This window comes from Aureispira anguillae (assembly GCF_026000115.1).
Lineage (GTDB): Bacteria > Bacteroidota > Bacteroidia > Chitinophagales > Saprospiraceae > Aureispira > Aureispira anguillae.
Genome location: NZ_AP026867.1, coordinates 4,673,389 through 4,695,000, shown reverse-complemented (window position 1 = coordinate 4,695,000; position 21,612 = coordinate 4,673,389). Strand labels below are relative to the sequence as shown.

The 21,612-nt window shown below is 36.8% G+C and carries 16 protein-coding genes and 2 rRNA genes (1 of these 18 only partly in view); 11 read left to right on the top strand and 7 right to left on the bottom strand.

Annotated features, from left to right (window positions below; genetic code table 11):
- The 7 genes from AsAng_RS18505 to AsAng_RS18475 form a co-directional block, all read left to right on the top strand.
- Positions 1-896 (top strand): 23S ribosomal RNA (locus AsAng_RS18505); it begins 1,971 nt to the left of the window's first position.
- Positions 897-1,034: 138 nt separating this feature from the next.
- Positions 1,035-1,145: ribosomal RNA gene (gene rrf / locus AsAng_RS18500) — 5S ribosomal RNA — on the top strand.
- Between the two features lie 210 nt (positions 1,146-1,355).
- Positions 1,356-1,898 carry an RNA polymerase sigma factor gene (locus AsAng_RS18495; RefSeq protein ID WP_264788579.1) on the top strand — a complete coding sequence of 181 codons (543 nt, stop codon included), beginning with the start codon at positions 1,356-1,358 and terminating at the stop codon, positions 1,896-1,898.
- A gap of 4 nt (positions 1,899-1,902) precedes the next feature.
- Positions 1,903-3,552, top strand: coding sequence for a hypothetical protein (locus tag AsAng_RS18490; protein WP_264788578.1), 1,650 nt, complete (start codon positions 1,903-1,905; stop codon positions 3,550-3,552).
- A gap of 336 nt (positions 3,553-3,888) precedes the next feature.
- Entirely contained in the window at positions 3,889-4,263 is a 375-nt protein-coding gene (locus AsAng_RS18485) for a Kazal-type serine protease inhibitor domain-containing protein (protein WP_264788577.1), read from the top strand.
- 67 nt (positions 4,264-4,330) lie between these two features.
- Positions 4,331-4,720 carry a hypothetical protein gene (locus tag AsAng_RS18480; protein ID WP_264788576.1) on the top strand — a complete coding sequence of 130 codons (390 nt, stop codon included), beginning with the start codon at positions 4,331-4,333 and terminating at the stop codon, positions 4,718-4,720.
- Positions 4,721-4,926: 206 nt separating this feature from the next.
- Entirely contained in the window at positions 4,927-5,100 is a 174-nt protein-coding gene (locus tag AsAng_RS18475; RefSeq protein ID WP_264788575.1) for a BPTI domain-containing protein, read from the top strand.
- Positions 5,101-5,237: 137 nt separating this feature from the next.
- On the opposite strand, the gene AsAng_RS18470 is transcribed toward AsAng_RS18475, so the two are convergent.
- From AsAng_RS18470 to AsAng_RS18450, 5 genes are all read right to left on the bottom strand, one after another.
- Entirely contained in the window at positions 5,238-6,155 is a 918-nt protein-coding gene (locus tag AsAng_RS18470; protein ID WP_264788574.1) for a DUF1295 domain-containing protein, read from the bottom strand.
- Positions 6,156-6,282: 127 nt separating this feature from the next.
- Positions 6,283-7,587 (bottom strand): ribosome biogenesis GTPase Der, encoded by a 1,305-nt coding sequence (gene der, locus AsAng_RS18465; protein ID WP_264788573.1) that lies wholly within the window; start codon positions 7,585-7,587, stop codon positions 6,283-6,285.
- 304 nt (positions 7,588-7,891) lie between these two features.
- Positions 7,892-8,140, bottom strand: a complete 249-nt coding sequence (rpmA, locus tag AsAng_RS18460; protein ID WP_264788572.1) for a 50S ribosomal protein L27 — start codon at positions 8,138-8,140, stop codon at positions 7,892-7,894.
- A gap of 52 nt (positions 8,141-8,192) precedes the next feature.
- On the bottom strand, positions 8,193-8,498 hold the full coding sequence (gene rplU, locus AsAng_RS18455) for a 50S ribosomal protein L21 (RefSeq protein WP_264788571.1): 306 nt from the start codon (positions 8,496-8,498) through the stop codon (positions 8,193-8,195).
- Between the two features lie 170 nt (positions 8,499-8,668).
- Positions 8,669-9,043, bottom strand: coding sequence for a cupredoxin domain-containing protein (locus AsAng_RS18450; protein WP_264788570.1), 375 nt, complete (start codon positions 9,041-9,043; stop codon positions 8,669-8,671).
- Positions 9,044-9,262: 219 nt separating this feature from the next.
- Here AsAng_RS18450 and AsAng_RS18445 point away from each other — a divergent pair, with 219 nt between their 5' ends.
- Positions 9,263-10,291, top strand: a complete 1,029-nt coding sequence (locus AsAng_RS18445; RefSeq protein ID WP_264788569.1) for a L,D-transpeptidase family protein — start codon at positions 9,263-9,265, stop codon at positions 10,289-10,291.
- 113 nt (positions 10,292-10,404) lie between these two features.
- Positions 10,405-11,568 (top strand): T9SS type A sorting domain-containing protein, encoded by a 1,164-nt coding sequence (locus tag AsAng_RS18440; RefSeq protein WP_264788568.1) that lies wholly within the window; start codon positions 10,405-10,407, stop codon positions 11,566-11,568.
- 73 nt (positions 11,569-11,641) lie between these two features.
- Here AsAng_RS18440 and AsAng_RS18435 read toward each other — a convergent pair whose 3' ends face one another.
- On the bottom strand, positions 11,642-13,048 hold the full coding sequence (locus tag AsAng_RS18435) for a hypothetical protein (protein WP_264788567.1): 1,407 nt from the start codon (positions 13,046-13,048) through the stop codon (positions 11,642-11,644).
- An 83-nt stretch (positions 13,049-13,131) separates the two neighbouring features.
- The gene (gene recQ / locus AsAng_RS18430; protein WP_264788566.1) at positions 13,132-15,342 is read right to left on the bottom strand and encodes a DNA helicase RecQ; all 2,211 of its coding nucleotides are present in this window, start codon (positions 15,340-15,342) and stop codon (positions 13,132-13,134) included.
- 449 nt (positions 15,343-15,791) lie between these two features.
- Here recQ and AsAng_RS18425 point away from each other — a divergent pair, with 449 nt between their 5' ends.
- Entirely contained in the window at positions 15,792-16,088 is a 297-nt protein-coding gene (locus AsAng_RS18425; RefSeq protein WP_264788565.1) for a putative quinol monooxygenase, read from the top strand.
- 474 nt (positions 16,089-16,562) lie between these two features.
- Entirely contained in the window at positions 16,563-21,452 is a 4,890-nt protein-coding gene (locus AsAng_RS18420) for a choice-of-anchor D domain-containing protein (RefSeq protein WP_264788564.1), read from the top strand.
- The last annotated feature ends 160 nt before the right edge of the window (positions 21,453-21,612 follow it).

Here is a 21,612-nt window from a genome sequence, read left to right as displayed (position 1 = left end):
GATCTGGGCACTGTCTCAGCCATGAGCTCGGTGAAATTGAAGTATCGGTGAAGATGCCGATTACCCGCAACGGGACGAAAAGACCCCGTGAACCTTTACTATAGCTTAACGTTGTCTTTGAGTAGTTGATGTGTAGGATAGGTGGGAGACTATGAAGCTGGTACGCTAGTGCTGGTGGAGTCGTTGTTGAAATACCACCCTTCAATTGCTTAGAGACTAACCCTGCTGGGGACATCGTTAGGTGGGTAGTTTGACTGGGGTGGTCGCCTCCTAAAAAGTAACGGAGGCTCCCAAAGGTTCCCTCAGCACGGTTGGTAATCGTGCAAAGAGCGTATAAGTACAAGGGAGCTTGACTGAGAGACAAACAAGTCGAACAGGTAGGAAACTAGGGTTAAGTGATCCGGTGGTTCTGTATGGAAGGGCCATCGCTCAAAGGATAAAAGGTACTCCGGGGATAACAGGCTGATCTCCCCCAAGAGCTCACATCGACGGGGAGGTTTGGCACCTCGATGTCGGCTCGTCACATCCTGGGGCTGGAGAAGGTCCCAAGGGTTGGGCTGTTCGCCCATTAAAGTGGCACGCGAGCTGGGTTCAGAACGTCGCAAGACAGTTCGGTCTCTATCTGTTGTGGGCGTAGGAATATTGAGAAGATTTGACTCTAGTACGAGAGGACCGAGTTGAACGAACCTCTAGTGTATCTGTTGTACAGCCGTGTGCATTGCAGAGTAGCTATGTTCGGAATGGATAAGCGCTGAAAGCATCTAAGCGCGAAGCCAACTTCAAGATGAGTATTCCATGAAGGGACGTTAAAGATGATGACGTAGATAGGTTGCAGGTGGAAGCGTAGAGATATGTTAGGGAGCCGAGCAATACTAATGACCCGAAAGCTTTCTATTTTTTTTAAAGAAATAGAAGAAAAAATAATAGATACAAGAAAATTATCTAAGAGCTGAAGTTTTTTCTCCAAAGTATGTTAATAAAGAAATAGCGTTCTAATAAAGAACGAGAAGAGCAGTCTGAAAAGACAAAGAATAGTAGGCGGCAATAGCGAAGGGGAGACACCTTTCACCATTCCGAACAAAGAAGTAAAGTCCTTCAGCGCCGATGGTACTGCCCTAGGGTGGGAGAGTAGGTCACCGCCTTCTTTTTTTTTAAATCTTCAAGTTGTTTAATTAGAACATAAATGGTCAAAGCACCATAATAAATATAAAAGGAGTGATAGAATCTTAGGATTTTATCACTCCTTTTTTTTTGTTTAATTGCGAATGCTAAAAAAATAAAAAATATTTTTCTTAAGCCAGGCAACCTTTTTAGTTAATTCTTGATATTAGTAAGTAGAAGACAAAAGAGATACTATGAATAAAGGAATTAACCTATTAATCAAAAAGGTTCAGAAGAGAGATAGATTAGCTATAGAGGAGTTATACGCTAGGTTTGAACAAAAGTGGTTTTGCCTTTGTTTGAGGTATGCTCATAATAGATCTGAAGCTGAAGATATTTTTCAGGAAGGAGTTGCTCGTATATTCCAGTATTTAGACAAGTTTGATATAGAGAAGGGATCTTTCCAAAGTTGGTCAAATCGAATTGTTATAAATGCAGCTTTAAATTATTTGAAGAAGAATCAATGGCAGCAGTCTTTTATAGACTTAGAATTAACAGAGGGAAATATAGATTGGTCGGATAATATCCTAGGTGATATTACAACAAAGGAATTAATTAGTGTAATACAGCAATTACCGTCAGGATATAGGGTTGTTTTTAACATGAGAGAGATAGAAGGATATTCGCATAAAGAAATCGCTGAGGCACTTAATATTTCAGTGGGGACATCTAAATCTCAATTGTCTAAGGCAAAGAAGGTCTTGCAACAAAAAATACAAATACTTTTTTTTAAATAAGGCTATGGAAGACAAGAATAAGAATTTAGAAGATTTCCTTCGTAAGAGACTTTCCAATATGGAAAACGAGGATGAAGCTTGGGCAAGACCTAGCCAAACTACTAAACAACAGGTTTTAGAGCAAATCCTTATGCCTGCGGATAAAAAGCAAAAAAAGGTATTATTCTTTTATGTGATGCTGGCAGCAATAGGTTTGCTTATGTTGGCTTATATTGGTTGTTTGCAAAAAGATATTGCAGCATTAACAGCTTTAAACAATCAGCACATAACTTTAAATACATCTAAGCAGCAGGATTTATTACCCTCAAAAACAGAGATCAATAAGAATAGTGCAAATGAGAAAAAAAGTAAGCCGTTTGATGCACTTAATGGAGCAAATGAAAAAAGGGAACAAATAGAGAAGGATGATTTAATAGAAACAAACAACAGCTTAAAAGCTATTATCCAACAGCAGCAGCATGTTATTACATCCTTAGAAAAGGAACAAAAGCAAGGAGAAATAAAGGTAAAAAATAGTGAGAACAACGATCATTTAGTAAAAAGAACTCAAGAGCTTTTAGCAATCAATAGAGTTTTGGAGCAACAGCTAAAACGCCTTAAAATAAGAAACGAGCAGCAAAAACAACAAATTAAAAACCTAAATGAAGAGAAAGAGTTGCTTTTGGGAGATTTAAGGGAATGTACAACTTCTTTAGATAAGGCAGCTAAATCGATGTTGGCTAATAAAGATGGAATAAATGAAATTAAGCCAATTGAGATAGTAGATATAAAAGAAGAGCCACAAGAACAAATTGTAACGCCATTGTTAGAGGATGATTTTCAGTTAAAGCAATTCCATAAAGGGAAAAAATTTGAGATTGGATACCAACTTGGAGGAAGAGGAATAATGACCGATGTGATTCGTTCTGTGGAGAGTCAGCGTTCCATGACCGATGTAAAAAAGAATAAATTTTTATTTGCTCATTCGCATGGGGTTCATGGTTCGGCTTCTCCCATTCGAAATTTTTGGATAGGAACAGGTTTTGATTTAGGATTTTCAAATCTTTACGAAGATCATAACATAGAGGTTGCTTATAAGGCAGGAAACGGGCAGGTTAGTACTTCTGGACATGTAGAAGACAATATCGCCTTGTCGTCTAATTTAGGAACTACCTTGATCCAAGAACATATCGATGTATTGTTTCCGCAGGGAATTTCAGATGGAGATTTAGTGGAACTAGGTTTTCGAACAGATTTAGCCTTAAAACATTATCAAATTCCCTTAGAATTGAGCTATCGATATGGAAAAAAGCGATTGGAGTGTATCTTTCTGTTAGGAGGGCAATGGAATTTGCTGAATTATCAACAAAGGATTCACTCATTTTATGGGCAGGCAAAGGGGCAAGACTTAGATTTTAGTAAAACAACAGAGCTTAAGTCTACTTTTTCAATGCAGTATTGGGGAATTTATATTGGAACAGGTTTAAATTATCATATATCCAAGCATTTTAACCTAAAGGGGCTTTTTTCTTATGAGTATAACTTTATTGCTCAACAATCTAATGGATCCAATATTGGGACTCAACAATCTGGCGGGCAGCAGGATATAGAAACTTCTCCTGTTCTAGTAAATCTAGGGCTTGCATTTAAATTAAGGTTGAGTTATCGTTTTTAATTAATTAGTGTGTATCCATCATTACTCCGTTGAAAAATCGTATTCGATTGATTATCAAAACAATGAAACTCTACCACTCAAAACATTAGTTACTTAATAATCAATCGAATACAAGATGTTTTTTTGCTTTTTTTTGTAAAAAAGTAAAAAATTATCTCACGAGTGTAACGAGCTAATTAACGGAGTATTATATCCATAACACTAAGGATATTTTAGTAAGAGGTATTGAACCTGTTTTTGACTCAGAAAACGGAATGGGAGAGGACTGTACTTAACTCAGTATTTGCAACTTAAAATACAAAACAACCATTATTAAAATTATAAAAATCAATTATTATGAATTACCGAATTTGTTTATCGTTTTTATTTTTATTTACTGTTCTTTTTGCGACGATTGGTTGTCAGAAAGAAAATAATTGTATAGAACGTCCTAATCCGAATTGCATTTGCACACAGGAATATAACCCCGTTATTGGCTGTAATGGAAAAACGTATGGCAATCCTTGTCTTGCTGAATGCGTTGGCGTTTCTTATACGTATCCAATGGATTGTGGAACAGTAGCCCCAAACTGTATAGAACGCCCCAATCCAGATTGTCTTTGCACTATGGAGTATGATCCTGTTTGTGGTTGCAATGGGAAAACCTATAGTAATGCTTGTATGGCTGGTTGTGCTGGAATAACGAGTTGGACGGCGGGAGCCTGTAACTAATGTTATAGCCTATCTACTCATTTTATGAATACCCCAATTTTATCATCAATAAAAAACAAAAAAAATAATGAAAGTAAAGATTATAATGGCTTTCCTGATCGTAATTTGTTCCCTATTAGCTTGTAATAAAGAGGAGGTAAAACTAACGCAAGAGGAGGAAGGCAGGGAATTGAATGAAATAGCATCAAGGATTATAGCAATAACAGAAAGCATAAGCTGTGAAGATGCTTCTGAATGGGCTTATGTTGGATTTGGGAGCAAACCCTGTGGTGGTCCAAGTGGATATATAGCCTATCCTGTCAATATTAATACGCCACAATTTTTAGCATTGGTGGAGCAGTATAGACAAGCTCAAATGAGTTATAATCAAAATTGGGGTTTGGTAAGCAATTGTATGATAGAACCAGCTCCAAGTGATATAATATGTGAAGATGGAAGACCTGTTTTGGTTTACTAGTTTTATGCTGTTGTAAAACCCCTAGGTGCTTGTTTTATAGATAGTAATAGAAAGAGTAGATAGAATCGTACTAATTTTATAATCCTTTAAAATATAACTTTATTATGTTGCAAAAACAGTTCACTTTTAGATGTTTTTTATTTGGAATAATCATATTTTGCTTGGTTAGTTGTGTAAAGTTATCTATTTGTACTGTTCACTGTGCAATGGTACCTGATAAAGTAACTTGTATTACAGGAGAAAACTATGAAATCTATTATTATTTTGATCGACAAGAAGGTAGGTGCAGTCCATACACGTACATAGGAGGAGGAGCAATACCTTTTAGAACATTGGGAGAATGTGAAGCTTGCGCTTGTCATTTAACGATCAATCCTTGATAATTAGAAAGGTGATTTATGAAATAAATTAGGACTTTTAATCAATATTAAAAAGACCGTATTTGTTCTTCTAAATATGAAAAACTGTCAGAAATGCTAGGAAAATAGTAATTAGACATTTCTGATAGTTTTTATTTTTACCACTTGGTAAAAGGCAAAAATCGAGGTACTTTATTTTGGTAGGTTTTGTATTCAGGGTATTTTTTTGTTGTAATTTCTTCCGAAAAATCAGAGCTACTTTTGAATAAAATTAATAATAGCAGCGCCCCTGCAATACTCCAATTTAGGAACTCGCCTGTTGCAATAATACTAAAACAATAAAAAACGAGCCAAATGGCTTGTTCTGCCATATAGTTTGGGTGTCTCATTTTGCTCCAGAGCCCTGTTCTAATAAAACCGTGGGCATAGTCCCCCAAGTCTTCACCAGCATGGATGCGGCGATATTTTTCGGTTTGAAAATTCCATTGTTGTTGGTCGGCAATTGTTTCTATTGCTACAAAGAAAATAAACGCTATTGCTAGTACGTAATCCATCCACATTAAAGCAGGAGCCGCTTCACTTAATCCAGTCAGAACGGGTAGGGTAAATAAATAGATTAACGTCATCTGATAACCGCAGATAAAGAATAAATTAAATAGAAACCAGATTCCTTTGTTCTTAAAACCAGGACGTTGCCGCAAAATTTCCCAACGATAATCTTCTTCGCCTTCCCAAAATTTTATAGAATAGCCTCCCCGTCTGGCAAAATTTAAGGATAATCGAATGCCCCAAATGGTGACGAGTACAGACATTAGGATCATACGTTCATTCCACCCCCCTGCATAAGTAATGTACCAAGCATAAACAATAGGAATGATACTCCAAAGTTTATCGACTTGACTGTTATTACGAGCCAATTCGCCAACAATAAAGCAATAGGCCATTGCTCCTAACAAAATGTAAGAACTGTCCCAGAGAATCATTTCTTGTACTTCGGTTAGAGCTGTTCCATAATTAAAAGATACATAAGGGACAATGAGGAGGGTGACGATGAGCAGGATAATAGTAAGCAGCATAGCGTTGTCGTTAAGTGTATAAATGAATCAATACAAACAACAAAATAAGAAAACTTTTGAGCTAGGCATAGAAAAAATGCCACCAGAATTTATTCTAATGGCATCTTAAATATTATAGAGAAGTGCGTTATTTTTGTCGGAAGAAAAAGACAACTGGAGAACCTGTCAGGTTAAAATGCTCTCTAAATCTATTTTCTAAGTAATTTTTATAAGGCTCTTTGATATGCTTGGGATAGTTGCAAAACATAGCAAAGGCTGGATAGGGAGTATGAATTTGCGTTGCATATTTGATGCTGATAAAATGTCCACGGTGGGGTGGAGGTGGATGTGCGGCAACAATCTCTTGCACAAACTCATTTAGTTTGGAAGTACTGATACGAGTAGAACGATTCTCATAAACTTCCAAAGCTACATCAATCGCCTTGTAGATACGTTGTTTTTCTAGAACAGAAATAAACACAATCGGCACGTCCGTAAAAGGAGCAATACGTTCTTTAATTTTGTCTTCTAAATCCTTAGCGGTATTGGTTTCCTTATTTTGAACAAGGTCCCATTTATTCACCAAAATAACAACCCCTTTGTTGTTTTTGATTGCTAATCGAAAAATATTTAGATCTTGTCCTTCTATACCTTTGGTTGCATCTAACATAAGAATGCATACATCGGCATTTTCGAGCGAGCGAACAGCACGCATAACAGAGTAGAACTCTAAATCTTCAGAAACATTCTTTTTCTTACGCAGACCAGCTGTATCAATTAACAAAAACTCTTTGTCAAATTTGCTGTATTTGGCATGAATACTATCCCTCGTTGTACCAGCTATTTCTGTTACAATACTGCGTTCTTCCTCCAATAAAGCGTTGGTAAAAGAAGATTTCCCAGCATTGGGACGACCAACAATTACAAATTTTGGCAAATCGTCCTCGATCAGTTCTTCTGTTGGAAGTAATTTGACGACTTCATCTAAAAGATCTCCTGTTCCACTACCCGAATTGGAAGAAAGCGGAAACATTTGGTCAAAACCTAACGACCAAAATTCGTGTGCATCCAGATGACGAGCACTGTTGTCAACCTTATTGACAACCAACAATACTTTTTTCTTGGTGCGGTGAAGTATTTCTGCTAAGTGTTCATCTAAATCTGTTACTCCTGTATTGACATCAACCATAAAAAGAATGACTTGAGCTTCTTCTATGGCTGTATGAACCTGTGTTCGAATGGCTGCTGCAAAATCATCTTCAGAATCACCAATAAAACCACCTGTATCAACAAGCATAAATTTTTGACCATTCCATTCAGAAGAACCATATTGACGATCTCTAGTAACACCACTAACATCATCAACAATAGCCTTTCGCATGCCTAGCATTCTATTAAAGAAAGTCGATTTACCTACATTAGGGCGACCAACAATAGCTACTATATTGCCCATTATTAATATTTTTTGGTTCAATTACAAGTTTTGTGATTCTATTGAATCAAACTTACTATTGAGCCTATTTTTTTAATATAAGTAATCGATCACAATAATTTACAGGAAAAAAATAAATCTTTTTGCACTACTCTTCATCAAAAAATTTCGTCTTAGCTCGCTAAAACTTCAACTTTTTTCTTTGATTAGTACTAAAAATAGGTATTTTTTTTATCTATACTTTTTTATGCCCGCTTACTTACTTTAAATTAAAAAAGCCATCCCGAATCAGGTTCGGAATGGCTTTTTATCATTGGTAGTATGTTTATACTACATGAATGAAGGTACGATTCTTGAATCCTTTTTTGAATTCAACAACGCCATCCTTTAGTGCAAAGATGGTATAATCTTTACCTAATCCTACACCATTACCTGGGTGGAATTTAGTACCACGTTGACGTACGATGATATTACCTGCAATAGCTGATTGGCCGCCAAACAATTTGACACCAAGACGTTTACTATTACTATCACGTCCGTTATCCGTACTACCTACACCTTTCTTATGAGCCATGATTTATATTTTTATAAGTTATTGACTTAAGGTTAAATAATAAGATTCAGCATTATGCAATGCTATCAACTTTGATTTTTGTGAATTGCTGACGGTGTCCGTTTTTGCGGCGATACCCTTTGCGGCGTTTTTTCTTGAACACGATGACTTTGTCACCTTTTACTTGCTCAAGAACAGTAGTTTCTACTGTTGCTGCTACCGTTGGGGTACCAACTTGGAAGTTGCCTTCCTTCGCTACGAGGAGTACTTTGTCGAAAGTAACTTTATCACCCTCAGCAGCTTCTAAGCGATGTACGAAGATTTCCTGTCCTTCGCTCACTTTGAACTGTTGTCCTTTGATTTCTACTATTGCGTACATTTTTTTAATTAAATTGTTATCTACAAATCACAAATAGGCAGGCAAAGATACACATCTTTAGGAGACTATCAAAAAAACAAAGGATAATTAGTGTTTTTTTTTTATGTTTTTGAGCATTTTTATTGCAGACAAAGCATACCAGTCTATTAATGGTTGCGTCTAAGCACGTTTTACTGAACAATTAACGTATAATGAGGCGTAGGATTTAGTGGGCAAAAATAGATATATTCTCCCTTTTCTAGACTTACTTGTTTGGTTAATGAGGTTTCTCCTGCTTTGATGGTTTTTTGAACATAACCTTCTTTGATATGGTACTTTTGTTCTGGTTTTCCTTTGGGAGCAATTACAAACCCTACTTCATGATTGATCCCCTTGTTCGCAATCTCAAATTGGTAGGTTCCTGCTTCTAGCGTTAAACTTTGAACTGTAAATTTACCTGGTGTTTGTTCTAGCTTAATAACAGAGGAAGAAGTATGCTCTTGTGCATATCCAAAATTAACTACAGCGACTAAAAGAAACAAAATGGCTACTAATTTATTTTTCATTGTAATAAAGAATTTAAGTGTTTATAAATGTATTAACTTGATGAGACAAATATCATACATTAGAGCACTGTTGAGTTAGGCTAATTTTCCCGAAACCTTGGCTAAATTACCTTTTGTTATAATTTTTTAACAATCCTTAGAGGTTTAGGTCTTTAGCTACTGTATCTTTTTGTTAATAGCTTGTTATGATAAGGTTGAAAACTAAAAACAAGCAAGCAGATGAAAACTCATAGTTTCTTAAGCCTTTCTTTTTTGATGATGATCCTTGCCTGCCAAAATACAAGCATAACCAAAGAAGAACCCAACAACATAATTCCAATTAGATCAATGGTCGATAGCAGTGGTCTTTCCTCAAATGAAGCCCTTTATGGTGACCTCCCAGATAGCGTTGTTGCGGAATTAAAGCTCATGGATAGCTTACTTTTGGCGTTGGATCAAAAAGAATTTCCAACAGAAGAGGACTTTGTAGAAGACGAGCTAACCTATGAGGCAGATCAGGCTGCCGTTGATAGCATTAATTTAGAAAATTGGGAACATCGAGCATCTAATGCATTCAAACAGCATCAATTGTCCTTTGAGCGAGTACAGGATATCTACAAAGAGAATGCTACTTATATTAAAAAATTATTGCTTTCAAAAGGGATTCAATCCTTTAATATTGATTTTTATATGCGTGCCTTTAAGGAAGAAGGAGTATTGGAATTATGGGCGAAACCCAAAGAACGATCTACCTATACACGATTGATCACTTACCCATTTTATCAGGGAATGAGCACATTGGGACCTAAGCGGAGAGAGGGGGATATGCAAGTGCCAGAAGGGTTTTATTATATTGATTATTTTAATCCAGAGAGTTCCTATAAAATATCTTTGAGAATCAACTATCCCAATTCAGCAGATGTGATCAGAAATGCCGAAGAAGCTAAAATTGGCGGCTCTATTTGTATACATGGTCACACCATTTCAGTAGGTTGTTTGGCTATTACAGACTTAAGAATTCCTAATGTGTATATTTTGGCCGTAGAAGCTAAGGACAAGGGGCAAGTTCAAATTCCAATTCATATTTTTCCTGCTCGTTTGGAAGCGGATAAGCTCGCAACTTTGGCAAGCGAATGGAGTCACCAAACAAATGTTATCCACTTATGGGAAAGCATGAAACCTGCTTATGACTATTTTGAAAAGACTCGAACCTTAGCCCAAATAGAAACAACTTCTAATGGATTTTATGCTATCCAAGAACAGCCATAAAATGAGGACTTTAACGTAAATCAAAAGGAAGCGAATTCTGCAATTTCAGTAATAATGTGTATTTTTGTGTGGTAAAAAGCTCTACGTACAAAATATTAAATATGTATACCATTATGAAAAAATACTTACTGTTAAATTTACTATGCTTATTAATTGTTGGATCTAGTGTAGGACAAATTACTTATACTGCAATTAGTTTTCCACAAGCAGGAGATGTGTTGTCTATCTCTACGGCTGTCGATTCGACACTAACAGTCACTGCACCAAGCGCAACAGCAACAGCATGGGACTTTTCTCAGTTAACGGCAATTAATACCAATTATGACACCATTCAACCAGCATCCTCAGGGGCTGATTTTGCAATGTTTCCAAATACAGATGTCTTACAGCCTTTGGTGGGACAGATTGGAATTGCTTATACTGATGTGACGGCAACACAAGTAGAACGTGTAGGGGGAGGTTTTGAGCTGTTTGGGGTTTCTTTTATCAATGATTATGCAAATAGTCATATCAAGCAAATTGTTCCATTGACTTATAATGATATTGCCTCAGATATTTATACGTTTAGATTTGGTGCACATATTGATAGCGTTCCTTTTTTGCGCCAATTGATTGATTCACTTGTATCTGGGTTGCCTTTAAGTCCAGATTCTATCCGTATTGCAATGGACGGCGATGAAGATCGTGAAGTAGATGCTTGGGGAACTTGTGCAATGGCTGATAGTACGTATAATGTACTTCGTCAAAAGGTGGTTACCGACTTTACAATGAAATTAGAAGTAGGGGTGGATGTTCCATTTTTGGGCTTTCAATGGTTTGATTTAGCTGGATTTATGCAATTGCCATTTCCTACAAGTGGAACTATAGTCCAATACAACTTCTTGTCAGAAGGAGTGAAACAACCATTGGTTACTTTAACACTAGATAGTGCCGAAACAATAATTACCAACATAGAATTTTTGGATACCATTATCAATAATCCACCAAGCACGATTGACGTTCGCTATCTGGAAAATGAGATTGCTGCAAAATTATTTCCTAATCCTGCACAGCAAACCGTTCAAATCCAAGTAGCGGCAAGGGATATGCCTAGGGAGGGATACTACCTTTCTATCGTAGATATGTTAGGGCGTGTTGTATTGGCAGAAGGAACGATTCTTGAAACAACACATCAAGTAAATACGACTGCTATAGCGAATGGGCATTATGTGGTAGTTTTGCGAAATAAAGCGGGAAAGATTCTCAAACGAGCACAACTAGAAGTTCACAAACAATAGTGTATTGATAACCGTGACAATTTGATAATTTGAAGATAATTGCCATCTTCAAATTATCAAATTAGTCCATCAACTACTCAGACTCCATCTCTATGCGTTCATTATAGGTTTTTGTCTCATTGCGGTCCTCTATGGTCATCTGATTCATATAAACCCCTAACAGAGACTTGTCGTATTCCTTGGCAACAGAAGGAGATAAAGGAGGCAATTGCCCAAATACAATCCAATACGCTTTGCGAGTCATCCCAAAACTATCAATGCAATTATAGCTATATTGGTAGCTTTGAAAAGCATTTAAGCCAATTCCTAATACAATCGCTCCTACCATTGGTATTTTTGTTCGTTTGGATTGAAACGCCCAATGTAAGAAGGCAGCAACGGCTAAAGATAGGGGAGCCATGGATTCTATCAGAGGACGCATCCCAAAACTGCCCCCATACCACCAACACCACCAGCAAGAAATAATGTACCAGTTGAGCAAGGTATACAAAAAAATACTCCAAAAAATCTTGGGAAACTGTTGATATAAAAAGCCTAAACCAACAACTGCAAATAACATCAAGGGGCTGTACAATAACCAACCTTTTTTGTATCCCCACAGAATTTCACCGATCATAGGATCTGCCCAAAAGAATACCGATTGAGCACCATAAGAGTTAACCAGCCAATGCCCTGTAGAATGCTGCCAATACCATAATTGGGGTAAGAACGGGATACAGCCTATCCCAAATGCCAACAATAAGACTTTCCAATGTTTTAAAAGTAACAAAAAGCGTTCTTTAAGAGCATTGTAAGATGAAGCATTCCATAGCATTAAGACCAAAACAAAAATAAGATTTGTAAGGCGGGTATTTGCCAACAAACCAATGGTAAAACCAAGCAATAATAGAGTACTATTCTGTTGTTTGTTTAACCACTTAATGGCTAAAAATAAGCTTAAACTAAATAAGAAAAAAGAATAATTGTGAGACATCAAGGGCTCATAAATGGCGTAATAAGCTAAGTTGGTTCCCAAACCAATAAGCCCTATTGTCCAAGCAATAATTGGGTCTTTGTAATAAAAACTTAGGATTTGACGCAATAAAAAGAAAGCAATTAGCAAGTAAAAAAAATGCCCAATATAAATCCAGCTTTGGTAGGGTGCTGAAAACCCATCTGGAGGTGCGCCAGATAAATAGGCTTGCAAATGTGCCAATCCAAAAAATGGACTTAACAAAAAAGCAATGCCTGTGCTATAGCGATTCATATTGACAGAATGCCCTGCTTTGTGTTGCTGAGAGCTTATAAATGCCCTGCTAGCAGGAGGCGCATTGTTGAGATAATTAAAATTTAAGTCTTTGTAAATAAAAAAAGCAGGCAGGTAATTGTAATATCCTGCTTGATCGTAAATAAAAGGATTCGCATTTTTTGCTCGATATTCTGTCTTACCTATGGTATAATAAACGGCTATACAAAGTATAATAACAACTTTAGCGTACATATTCTATAATGAATAAAGCCCCAAGATGTTGTCTTGAGGCTATTGTTTTATTTAACGATTATTTTAGAATCAAATTATAAGCGCTAATTGGCTGTGTCTGACAAAAAAGTTAAACGCACCAAAGCGATCTCTTCCATTGATATATCGTCTTCTTCTAGTTCTTCTAACGCTAGGTCCAAAGAATCTGATTCTGCCTCCATAAAATACTCAATAATCTCCTCAAAAATCTCCTCATCAATCATTTCTTCGGTATAATAGTTAATATCGAGTTTTGTCCCTGAATTAACAATCATATACATTTCGTGCAGCAAATCCTCCATAGACAATCCCAAGGTTTCAGCAATGTCCTCAAAGGGGATTTTTTTATCAATGCTTTGAATGATCGTTACCTTATTCTTAGATTTTTTGGCGACGGACTTGATGACAAAATCAACAGGGCGAATAATGTCATTGTCTTCAACATATTTTTGGATGGACTTAATAAATTCTCGTCCATATCTTCGAGCCTTTCCTTCACTAACCCCCGATATGTTTTTCATTTCCTCAATAGAGAGTGGATAGCGAGTTGCCATTTCTTCTAAAGAAGGTTCTTGGAAGACGACAAAAGGAGGGACATTTTTTTGTTGAGCTACCTTTTTGCGAACAGCCATTAATATCTTAAATAACGTTTTGTCAAGTACAGATGTATTGGCTGCTTCTGCGGCTTCTTCTGCCTCTTCTGCTTCTTTGATAAAGTCATGATTAAGAGCAATTTTGAAAGAAGTAGGTTGCTCAATAAAGGCCCTTCCAGCAGCAGTTAGCTTGATAATGCCATAGGTTTCAATGTCTTTAAGTAGCAAATTATTGAGTAAAGATTGTCGCAAAATAGAGTTCCAATAATGCGCATCTTTTTCTTTCCCAGCCCCAAATAAAGACAATTTATCGTATTTAAAATCTAAAATATTTTTGGTTTTATTGGCAATAATAAAATCTACGATTTCCTTGATGTGGCAGTTTTCTAACAATTGCTCTACTGTTCTCAGTGCCAACTGTACGTCTTGTTTTGCCTCAATGGTTTCACGAGGATATTTGCAGTTGTCGCACATTTTGTCTTTGCTACAGCTCTCATCTTGGTACTCTTCTCCAAAATAATGCAATAAAAAACGCCTTCTACAAGAAGAAGTCTCCGAATAAGCAATAATTTCAGAAAGTAATTGGCTACCCATTTCTCGTTCCGAAACAGGTTTGTCTCGCAAAAACTTTTCTAAGCGCAAAATGTCTTTGTGAGAATAATAGGCAATACATTTTCCCTCTAAACCATCACGTCCTGCTCTTCCTGTTTCTTGATAATAATTCTCAATACTTTTTGGAATATCATAATGTATAACAAAACGAACATCAGGTTTGTCAATTCCCATTCCAAAAGCAATGGTAGCGACAATAACGTCAATGTTTTCCATTAAAAACTTGTCCTGAGTATCACTACGTACTTTAGCTTCTAAGCCTGCATGATAAGGAGCCGCATTAATATCATTCACATTGAGTAATTTAGCAATTTCTTCGGTTGCCTTTCTACTTTGAACGTAGATAATTCCAGATTTTCCATCCATGCTTTTGACAAACTGAACAATGTTTTTTAGAACATCATCTTGTTTTGCTTTAGGACGAATTTCATAGTATAGATTATCTCTATTAAAAGAAGATACAAACTCGTTATGATCTGTCATTCGCAATGTTTTGACAATATCTAAACGAACTTTAGGAGTTGCAGTAGCGGTTAAGGCAATGATTGGAATTTGCTTGTTCATCGCCTCAATCATAGAGCGGATACGACGGTATTCAGGACGAAAATCATGCCCCCATTCAGAGATACAATGCGCTTCGTCTATGGCAATAAACGAAATATTGTTGTTGGCAAAGAAGGCTAAATTTTCCTCTTTAGTTAACGTCTCTGGAGCTACATAAAGCAACTTGGTACGCCCCTCTGTAATATCTTTTTTGACCGTCTTAATTTGAGTACGGGTCAAGGATGAGTTCAAAAAATGAGCAATAGAATCGGAATCCGCAAAAGAGCGAATAGAATCTACTTGGTTTTTCATAAGTGCAATCAATGGAGAAATAACGAGTGCTGTCCCTTCAACCATTAATGCAGGAAGTTGATAACATAACGATTTACCTCCACCAGTAGGCATAATAACAAAAGTGTCATGACCTCCTAAGATGCTTTCAATGACTTCTTGTTGGGTGCCTTTAAATTTGCTGAAACCAAAGAATTTTTTCAATGAATCATGCAAGCTTATATTTTCTGTTTCCATACTCAAAAAGAGTTTCTTGTTGTTTGTTGTGTCTGTTTTTTTTTCCAATAGAGACATTATCTATATAGTTAAATATATAGATAATTTCTATTGATTTGCTAGCGTGGGGAGTATTACTTTTAATATTAGATTTTTTTATCAAATCAGTTTTTGAAAGTACAAAAAATAACTAGCAATTCAAAAATAAACCTATAATTTCCAACTTAATAAATGAACAATGTGACAATTTAAATAATTCTATTATGTACCTATAAACAAAGATTCTATAGAATTATTCACCTGAGATTTGAAAAGGGGGGGCAAGAAATTATTGATAAGCCATCAAAAATTATTCCTACCTTAGATAAGGTAATGATCTATTTTAGATCTATCTTGCTATTGCCAATAGAATTATACTATAATAGGCACTAAAAAAGCTTTATTTTTGAACATAAATTAAGAAGGAAACAATGGTTATTCGATTTGTGAAAATGACATTTAAAGAAGAATATGTAGAGGGATTTTTGGAGGCTGTGAACCAACGCAAAGAGCGGATTAGAAATTTTGAGGGATGTACTTATTTGCAAATTGTTCAAGATGTACATCATCCTAATATTATTTTTTCTCATAGTCACTGGGATAGTGAGGACGATTTGAACGCTTATCGACATTCCGATTTTTTTCGAGAAATATGGGTAGAAACAAAACCTAAATTTGCTGCAAAGGCAGAGGCTTGGACGGTTAATAATGTATATGAGCTGAAATAGTTTTTTTAGCCCTGAATCCCGAACACAAAGCACTTTGATTTGAAAGGAAGGGCTTTATTGAACGTTGAGATATAAAGAAAAATAAAAGAATAAAATACTACATAGAAAATAGGGAAATGGTTAAAATTTATAGTTGGCATATATGCTAAGGTGCAGGTTGCTTAAACTATCCAATAATTTAACACATTATATATTTTTTGTTAAAAAAAATACAGCAGTAGCGCTATCTTAAAATATAATACTATTTTTGTAAATGCTTATATATGAATGCTAAATTGATTGTTAAGTCAACAATCAATTTAGATTTTTTATCGCAAAACTAATGTAATACAAAGAGATTGTTTAAAAGTATTTTTTTAGATGAATTTAAAATGATATACGATTGATTGTTAGTGATATTGATCGTGTAGCAGATTAAAAAATCAAAAGCTTTTAAAGAATGCTTCTAACAACTTCAAACAAAACCAATGATTTATGAAACAGATTTTATGTACACTTCTATTACTGTTGTGTTTTCAGCAGTATGGATCAACACAGATTTCTTACACAGGGTGTAATGGTTCTATAGCAGCAGGGTATCCTATAACCTTAAACCTTGCAGGAACTGTTGGAACTAGAAACACTTATGTAAACACGTTGCCAGGGACTCCTTGTAGTGCAGGTACCTGTGCTTTTAGAGTTATTTGGACTGGCACCCAATGGGAGATACAGTTGAGTACCAATGGCGGTGCTTCTTACCCTAATGTATTATATGCTAACACAACCGCTTCTTTTCCCGATCCACCTGATTTGACTTTAGGAACATGGGTTGCACAAGGTCCTTGTGGTGGTCAAGCTTTAACAACTTGGACTGGAAATGTACAAAGTACGGTATCATCAGGAGGTCCAGAAATAGATTTGATTGGTAATAGTGTTTCTATCGCAGATGGAGATGCCACGCCAAGTACAACAGACGATACGGATTTTGGTAATGTCAATTTAGGAGGCAATGATGTGCATACCTTTACAATCGACAATACAGCAGGAACGGCTGCGTTAAATGTTAGTACAATAACCGTGACGGGGACGCATTCAGGAGATTTTGTCGTAGGAGGTATCACCTTGCCAGCAGTTGTGGCGGCAGGAGGAAGTACAACCTTTACGATAACCTTTACTCCCGCAACAGCAGGTCTTAGAACGGCTACCGTAACGGTTAATAGTGATGATGCAGATGAAGCTGCTTATGACTATGCGGTACAAGGAACGGGAATTGCAGCTCCAGAAATAGATTTGATTGGTAATAGTGTTTCTATCGCAGATGGAGATGTCACGCCAAGTACAACAGACGATACGGATTTTGGTAACGTCAATTTAGGAAGCAATGATGTACATACCTTTACAATAGACAATGCAGCAGGAACGGCTACGTTAAATGTTGCTTCTATTGCTGTGTCTGGGACGCATTCAGGAGATTTTGTCGTAGGAGGTATCACCTTGCCAGCAGCCGTGGCAGCAGGAGCCAGTACAACCTTTACGGTAACGTTTACCCCCGCAGCAGCAGGTCTTAGAACGGCTACCGTAACGGTTAATAGTGATGATGCAGATGAAGCTGCTTACGACTATGCGGTACAAGGAACGGGAATTGCGAATCCAGAAATAGATTTGATTGGTAATAGTGTTTCTATTGTAGATGGAGATGCCACACCAAGCACAACAGACGATACGGATTTTGGAAGCGTAACGACAGGTAATAATGATGTGCATACTTTTACAATTGATAACACAGCAGGGACAGGTACGTTGAATGTTGCTTCTATTGCCATGTCAGGAACCCATTCAGGAGATTTTGTAATAGGAGGGATAACGCTTCCTGCTAATATAACAGCGGGAGCTACAGCAACTTTTACGGTAACGTTTACACCTGGAGCAGTTGGTGTTCGAGATGCTACCGTTACGGTGAATAATAACGATGCCAATGAAGCAGCTTATGATTTTGCTGTACGTGGTACAGGCGTTGCAACGATTGCCATTACAGAATGGATAACCAATCCTAGTGGGAATGATGCTACGGATGAATGGGTTGAATTATATAATTTTGGTGCTAGTCCTGTAGATATTCAAAATTGGAGAATACAGGATGAGGATGTAGACAACGATTTAATTACGACGAATAGCTTTGTTATTCCTGCTGGAGGATATGTGATTATTGCTAAGAACAAAGCAGCTTTTCAGACGCAATGGCTTGGCGGTTGTCCTAGTATGAATGTTTTTGAAGTTGCTGGTTTAACCTTATCAAATGGTACAGACGAAATTATTATCAGAGATGCTAGCAATAATATAGTTTGGTCGGTTGCTTATCAAAATGATGATGCATCAGGAATTGCTGCTCATTATACGGATGCCCCTACATTTACAAATTCTATTTGGGGATCAAAAGCTAGCCCAGGAGTTGATCGTACAGGGAATGATCCTGCTACGGGGACATTGGGCTACGAAAATAACAATACAACCGCTGATCCTAATGTTATGACATCTACAACAGGTGATATGGGAAGTCCTTTTGATGGTACCTATACCGCTCCAACTAAAGATATTGTACGAGGGGATGTTTTGGATTTTGATGGTACTGATGATTTTATAACTGCTGGTAATCCTGCTGCTTTGAATATAACCACAAATATCACTTTGGAAGCTTGGGTGAAAGTGGATAATGTGACTGGAGATCAAAAAATTATTACCAAATTTGGAGATGTGGCTTTTGATGATTCCTATTCTCTACAATTAATTAATGGAGAGCCTAATTTCCATCTAGATTTGGGGGCAGGTTGGCAGGTCTGTGGAGCAGGTAGCTCAATTAGCGTTGGATTGTGGTACCATATTGTAGGTACTTATGATGGAACGAATATGAAGATTTATGTCAATGGTATTGAGCGAAACTCTATTGCTCAAACTGGTGTTATAGATGTTAGTACTTCTACTGTTAAGATTGGAGCATGGGCAGGAGGAAATTATCTGAATGGACAAATGGATGAAGTTCGTATATGGTCTACTGCTCGTACTGCAACTGAAATTCGTGAAAATATGCATCTGACCCTAAAAGATTGCCCTGCGGGCTTAGTTGCTTATTACCAAATGAATGATGGGACAGGCTCTAGTACCTTAGCAGATCATTCGGGGCAAGGCAATAATGGTACCTTAACCAATATGGATCCTGCAACCGACTGGGTAACTTCTAATGTGAATGTTGGAAATGATGCAGGTGGAACTTCTAATAGCCAAACGATTAATGTTCTAGCAGGGGTAAGTACCCATGCCTTTACCAATGCTAATGCAAGCTTAGATTTCTTGGCTCATTCTGGTGCGGAGGATTTTACGGTTACTTATCAAGCATTTGCTCCCAATGCAATTGGAGGGGTTAGTGGAACAACTATCATTCAAAATCCAATGTGGACGGTGAATAAGTCCTTGGCAACAGAAACTCAATTGGTTAATTATACCTTTACGTTCCCTGCGGCTACTTTTACCAGTACAGACCCTACTAAATACAGCTTATATTATCGTACCGCAAGCAGTGGAGCCATTTGGACAAAAATTGCTACAGCACAGAGCATAACAGCTACGACGGCTAGATTTACCAAAATTAGTTTGACAGGACAGTTTATGGTGGTACAGGAGTCTGAAAATGAAATTTCTGATGTGCGTGGTAATATGTATAATTTTGATGGTGTTGATGATCGGATTGATTTGGGAGCCGCTTTATTGCCAACTACAGGCGTTCAAGATTTTAGTATTAGTGCTTGGATAAAAACGACAACCAATGATGGAGGAATTATCACACAATATCAGAGCTCATCAAACTCGATAAGATTTGGGCTTAGAACAACAACTGGTGAGTTGGTTTATTGGAAAGCTGGAGTAATAGCAGCAACATCGACAGGAGCCAATATAAATGATGGTAATTGGCATCATATAGCCATTACACGTGCTAGTACAGGAGCAATAAACTTATATATAGATGGTGTTGTGAATGGAACAGGTAGTGATGCTAATGCTATTCAAAATGCTAATACGGTAATTGGAAATTTTGGTCTTACAACCAATGTAGCTTATGGAGGAGGTCTTGATGAGGTACGCATTTGGAGTACCGTTAGGACAGAAGCTGAAATTCGTGAAAACATGCATTTGACTCTTAAAGGAAATGAAACAGGATTAGTAGCCTATTATCAGTTTAATAATGATGATCCTGCTGGTACAGCAGGTGGGGTGAAGGATGCATTGGGAACGAATAATGGAACGACTATAAATGTAGCAGCAGCAGATTATATGCCTTCTGAGGTAGCTGTAGCTGGTGGTACGTCTGATCGGGTTACTATTGGAGCAGGGGGCTTATATAATTTCCCTAATACAAGTGTTTCTATCGAATTTGGTGCAAATACACCCAATGGAGAAATTGTTATTTCTAGATTAGAAACAGAAAAACCACATGGTTGGGAGGCTATCGGAACGGATGTAGACAATGAATATTTTGTAGTGAAAAACTATGGTACCAATATGACATTCGATCCATTGGTAGATATTACTTTTAATCGTTTAAGTTATGTATCTCCTTTAGATGCTGGATTGGCACAGGCAAGTTCTCCTTTACAATTGTACAAACGTGCTGACAATGCCTTTGGACCAACGTGGGGTACTTCTTTTGGCGGTGCCGATAATGCAAGTGCAGGAACCAATGCCATGATTAGCTATAATGCAACCAATAATATCAATAGTTTCTCGCAAATTGTATTAGCAAACAATAATTCTAATTCTGATTTGCCAGTAGAATTGATGCGTTTTGAAGCGGATCGATTAAATGCTGATAAAGTTAAATTAAGCTGGTCAACAGCAACCGAAATCAATAACCAAGGTTTCTTTATTGAAAGAATGTTGGCAACAGAAACAGAATTTAAGGAAGTTGGCTATCTTGAAGGTCTTGGAAATACAGTCAGCATTACCAACTATCAATTGGTAGATGAGAATAGCTATTCTGGGGTTAGTTATTATCGCCTCAGACAGGTTGATTTTGATGGAACCATTACTTATTCAAAAATTAAAGCAGTAGAAGGAAAAAGCATCAAAAACAATAATAACATTGATGCATTTATCTATCCTAATCCTGTTTATAGTGAATTAAATGTTCGTTTTAATGAATTGCCAAGGAATACAGCATCTGCCAAAGTTGAAATTAGAACGGTAACAGGACAAGTAATGCAAGCATTTAGTGTTGGTGTACAAGCTTATCAAACCTTAGAAATTGAGGTTGATCAATTGGCTCCTGCTGTGTATATTCTTTCTATCGAATTGGATAATAAAGAGCGTATTATACAAGAATTTATCAAACAGTAATGAATGAATTATAGAGACTTAGGGCTCTTAATATAACGTTATAAAGTAGTGACACTAAATCGTGTTGCTACTTTTTTTTTACTAAGTGGGGAGTGCGATGGTGCCGAAAAGAAATATTACTTTATTTTTTATGTTAAATTTTATCACTTCTTTGTGATTA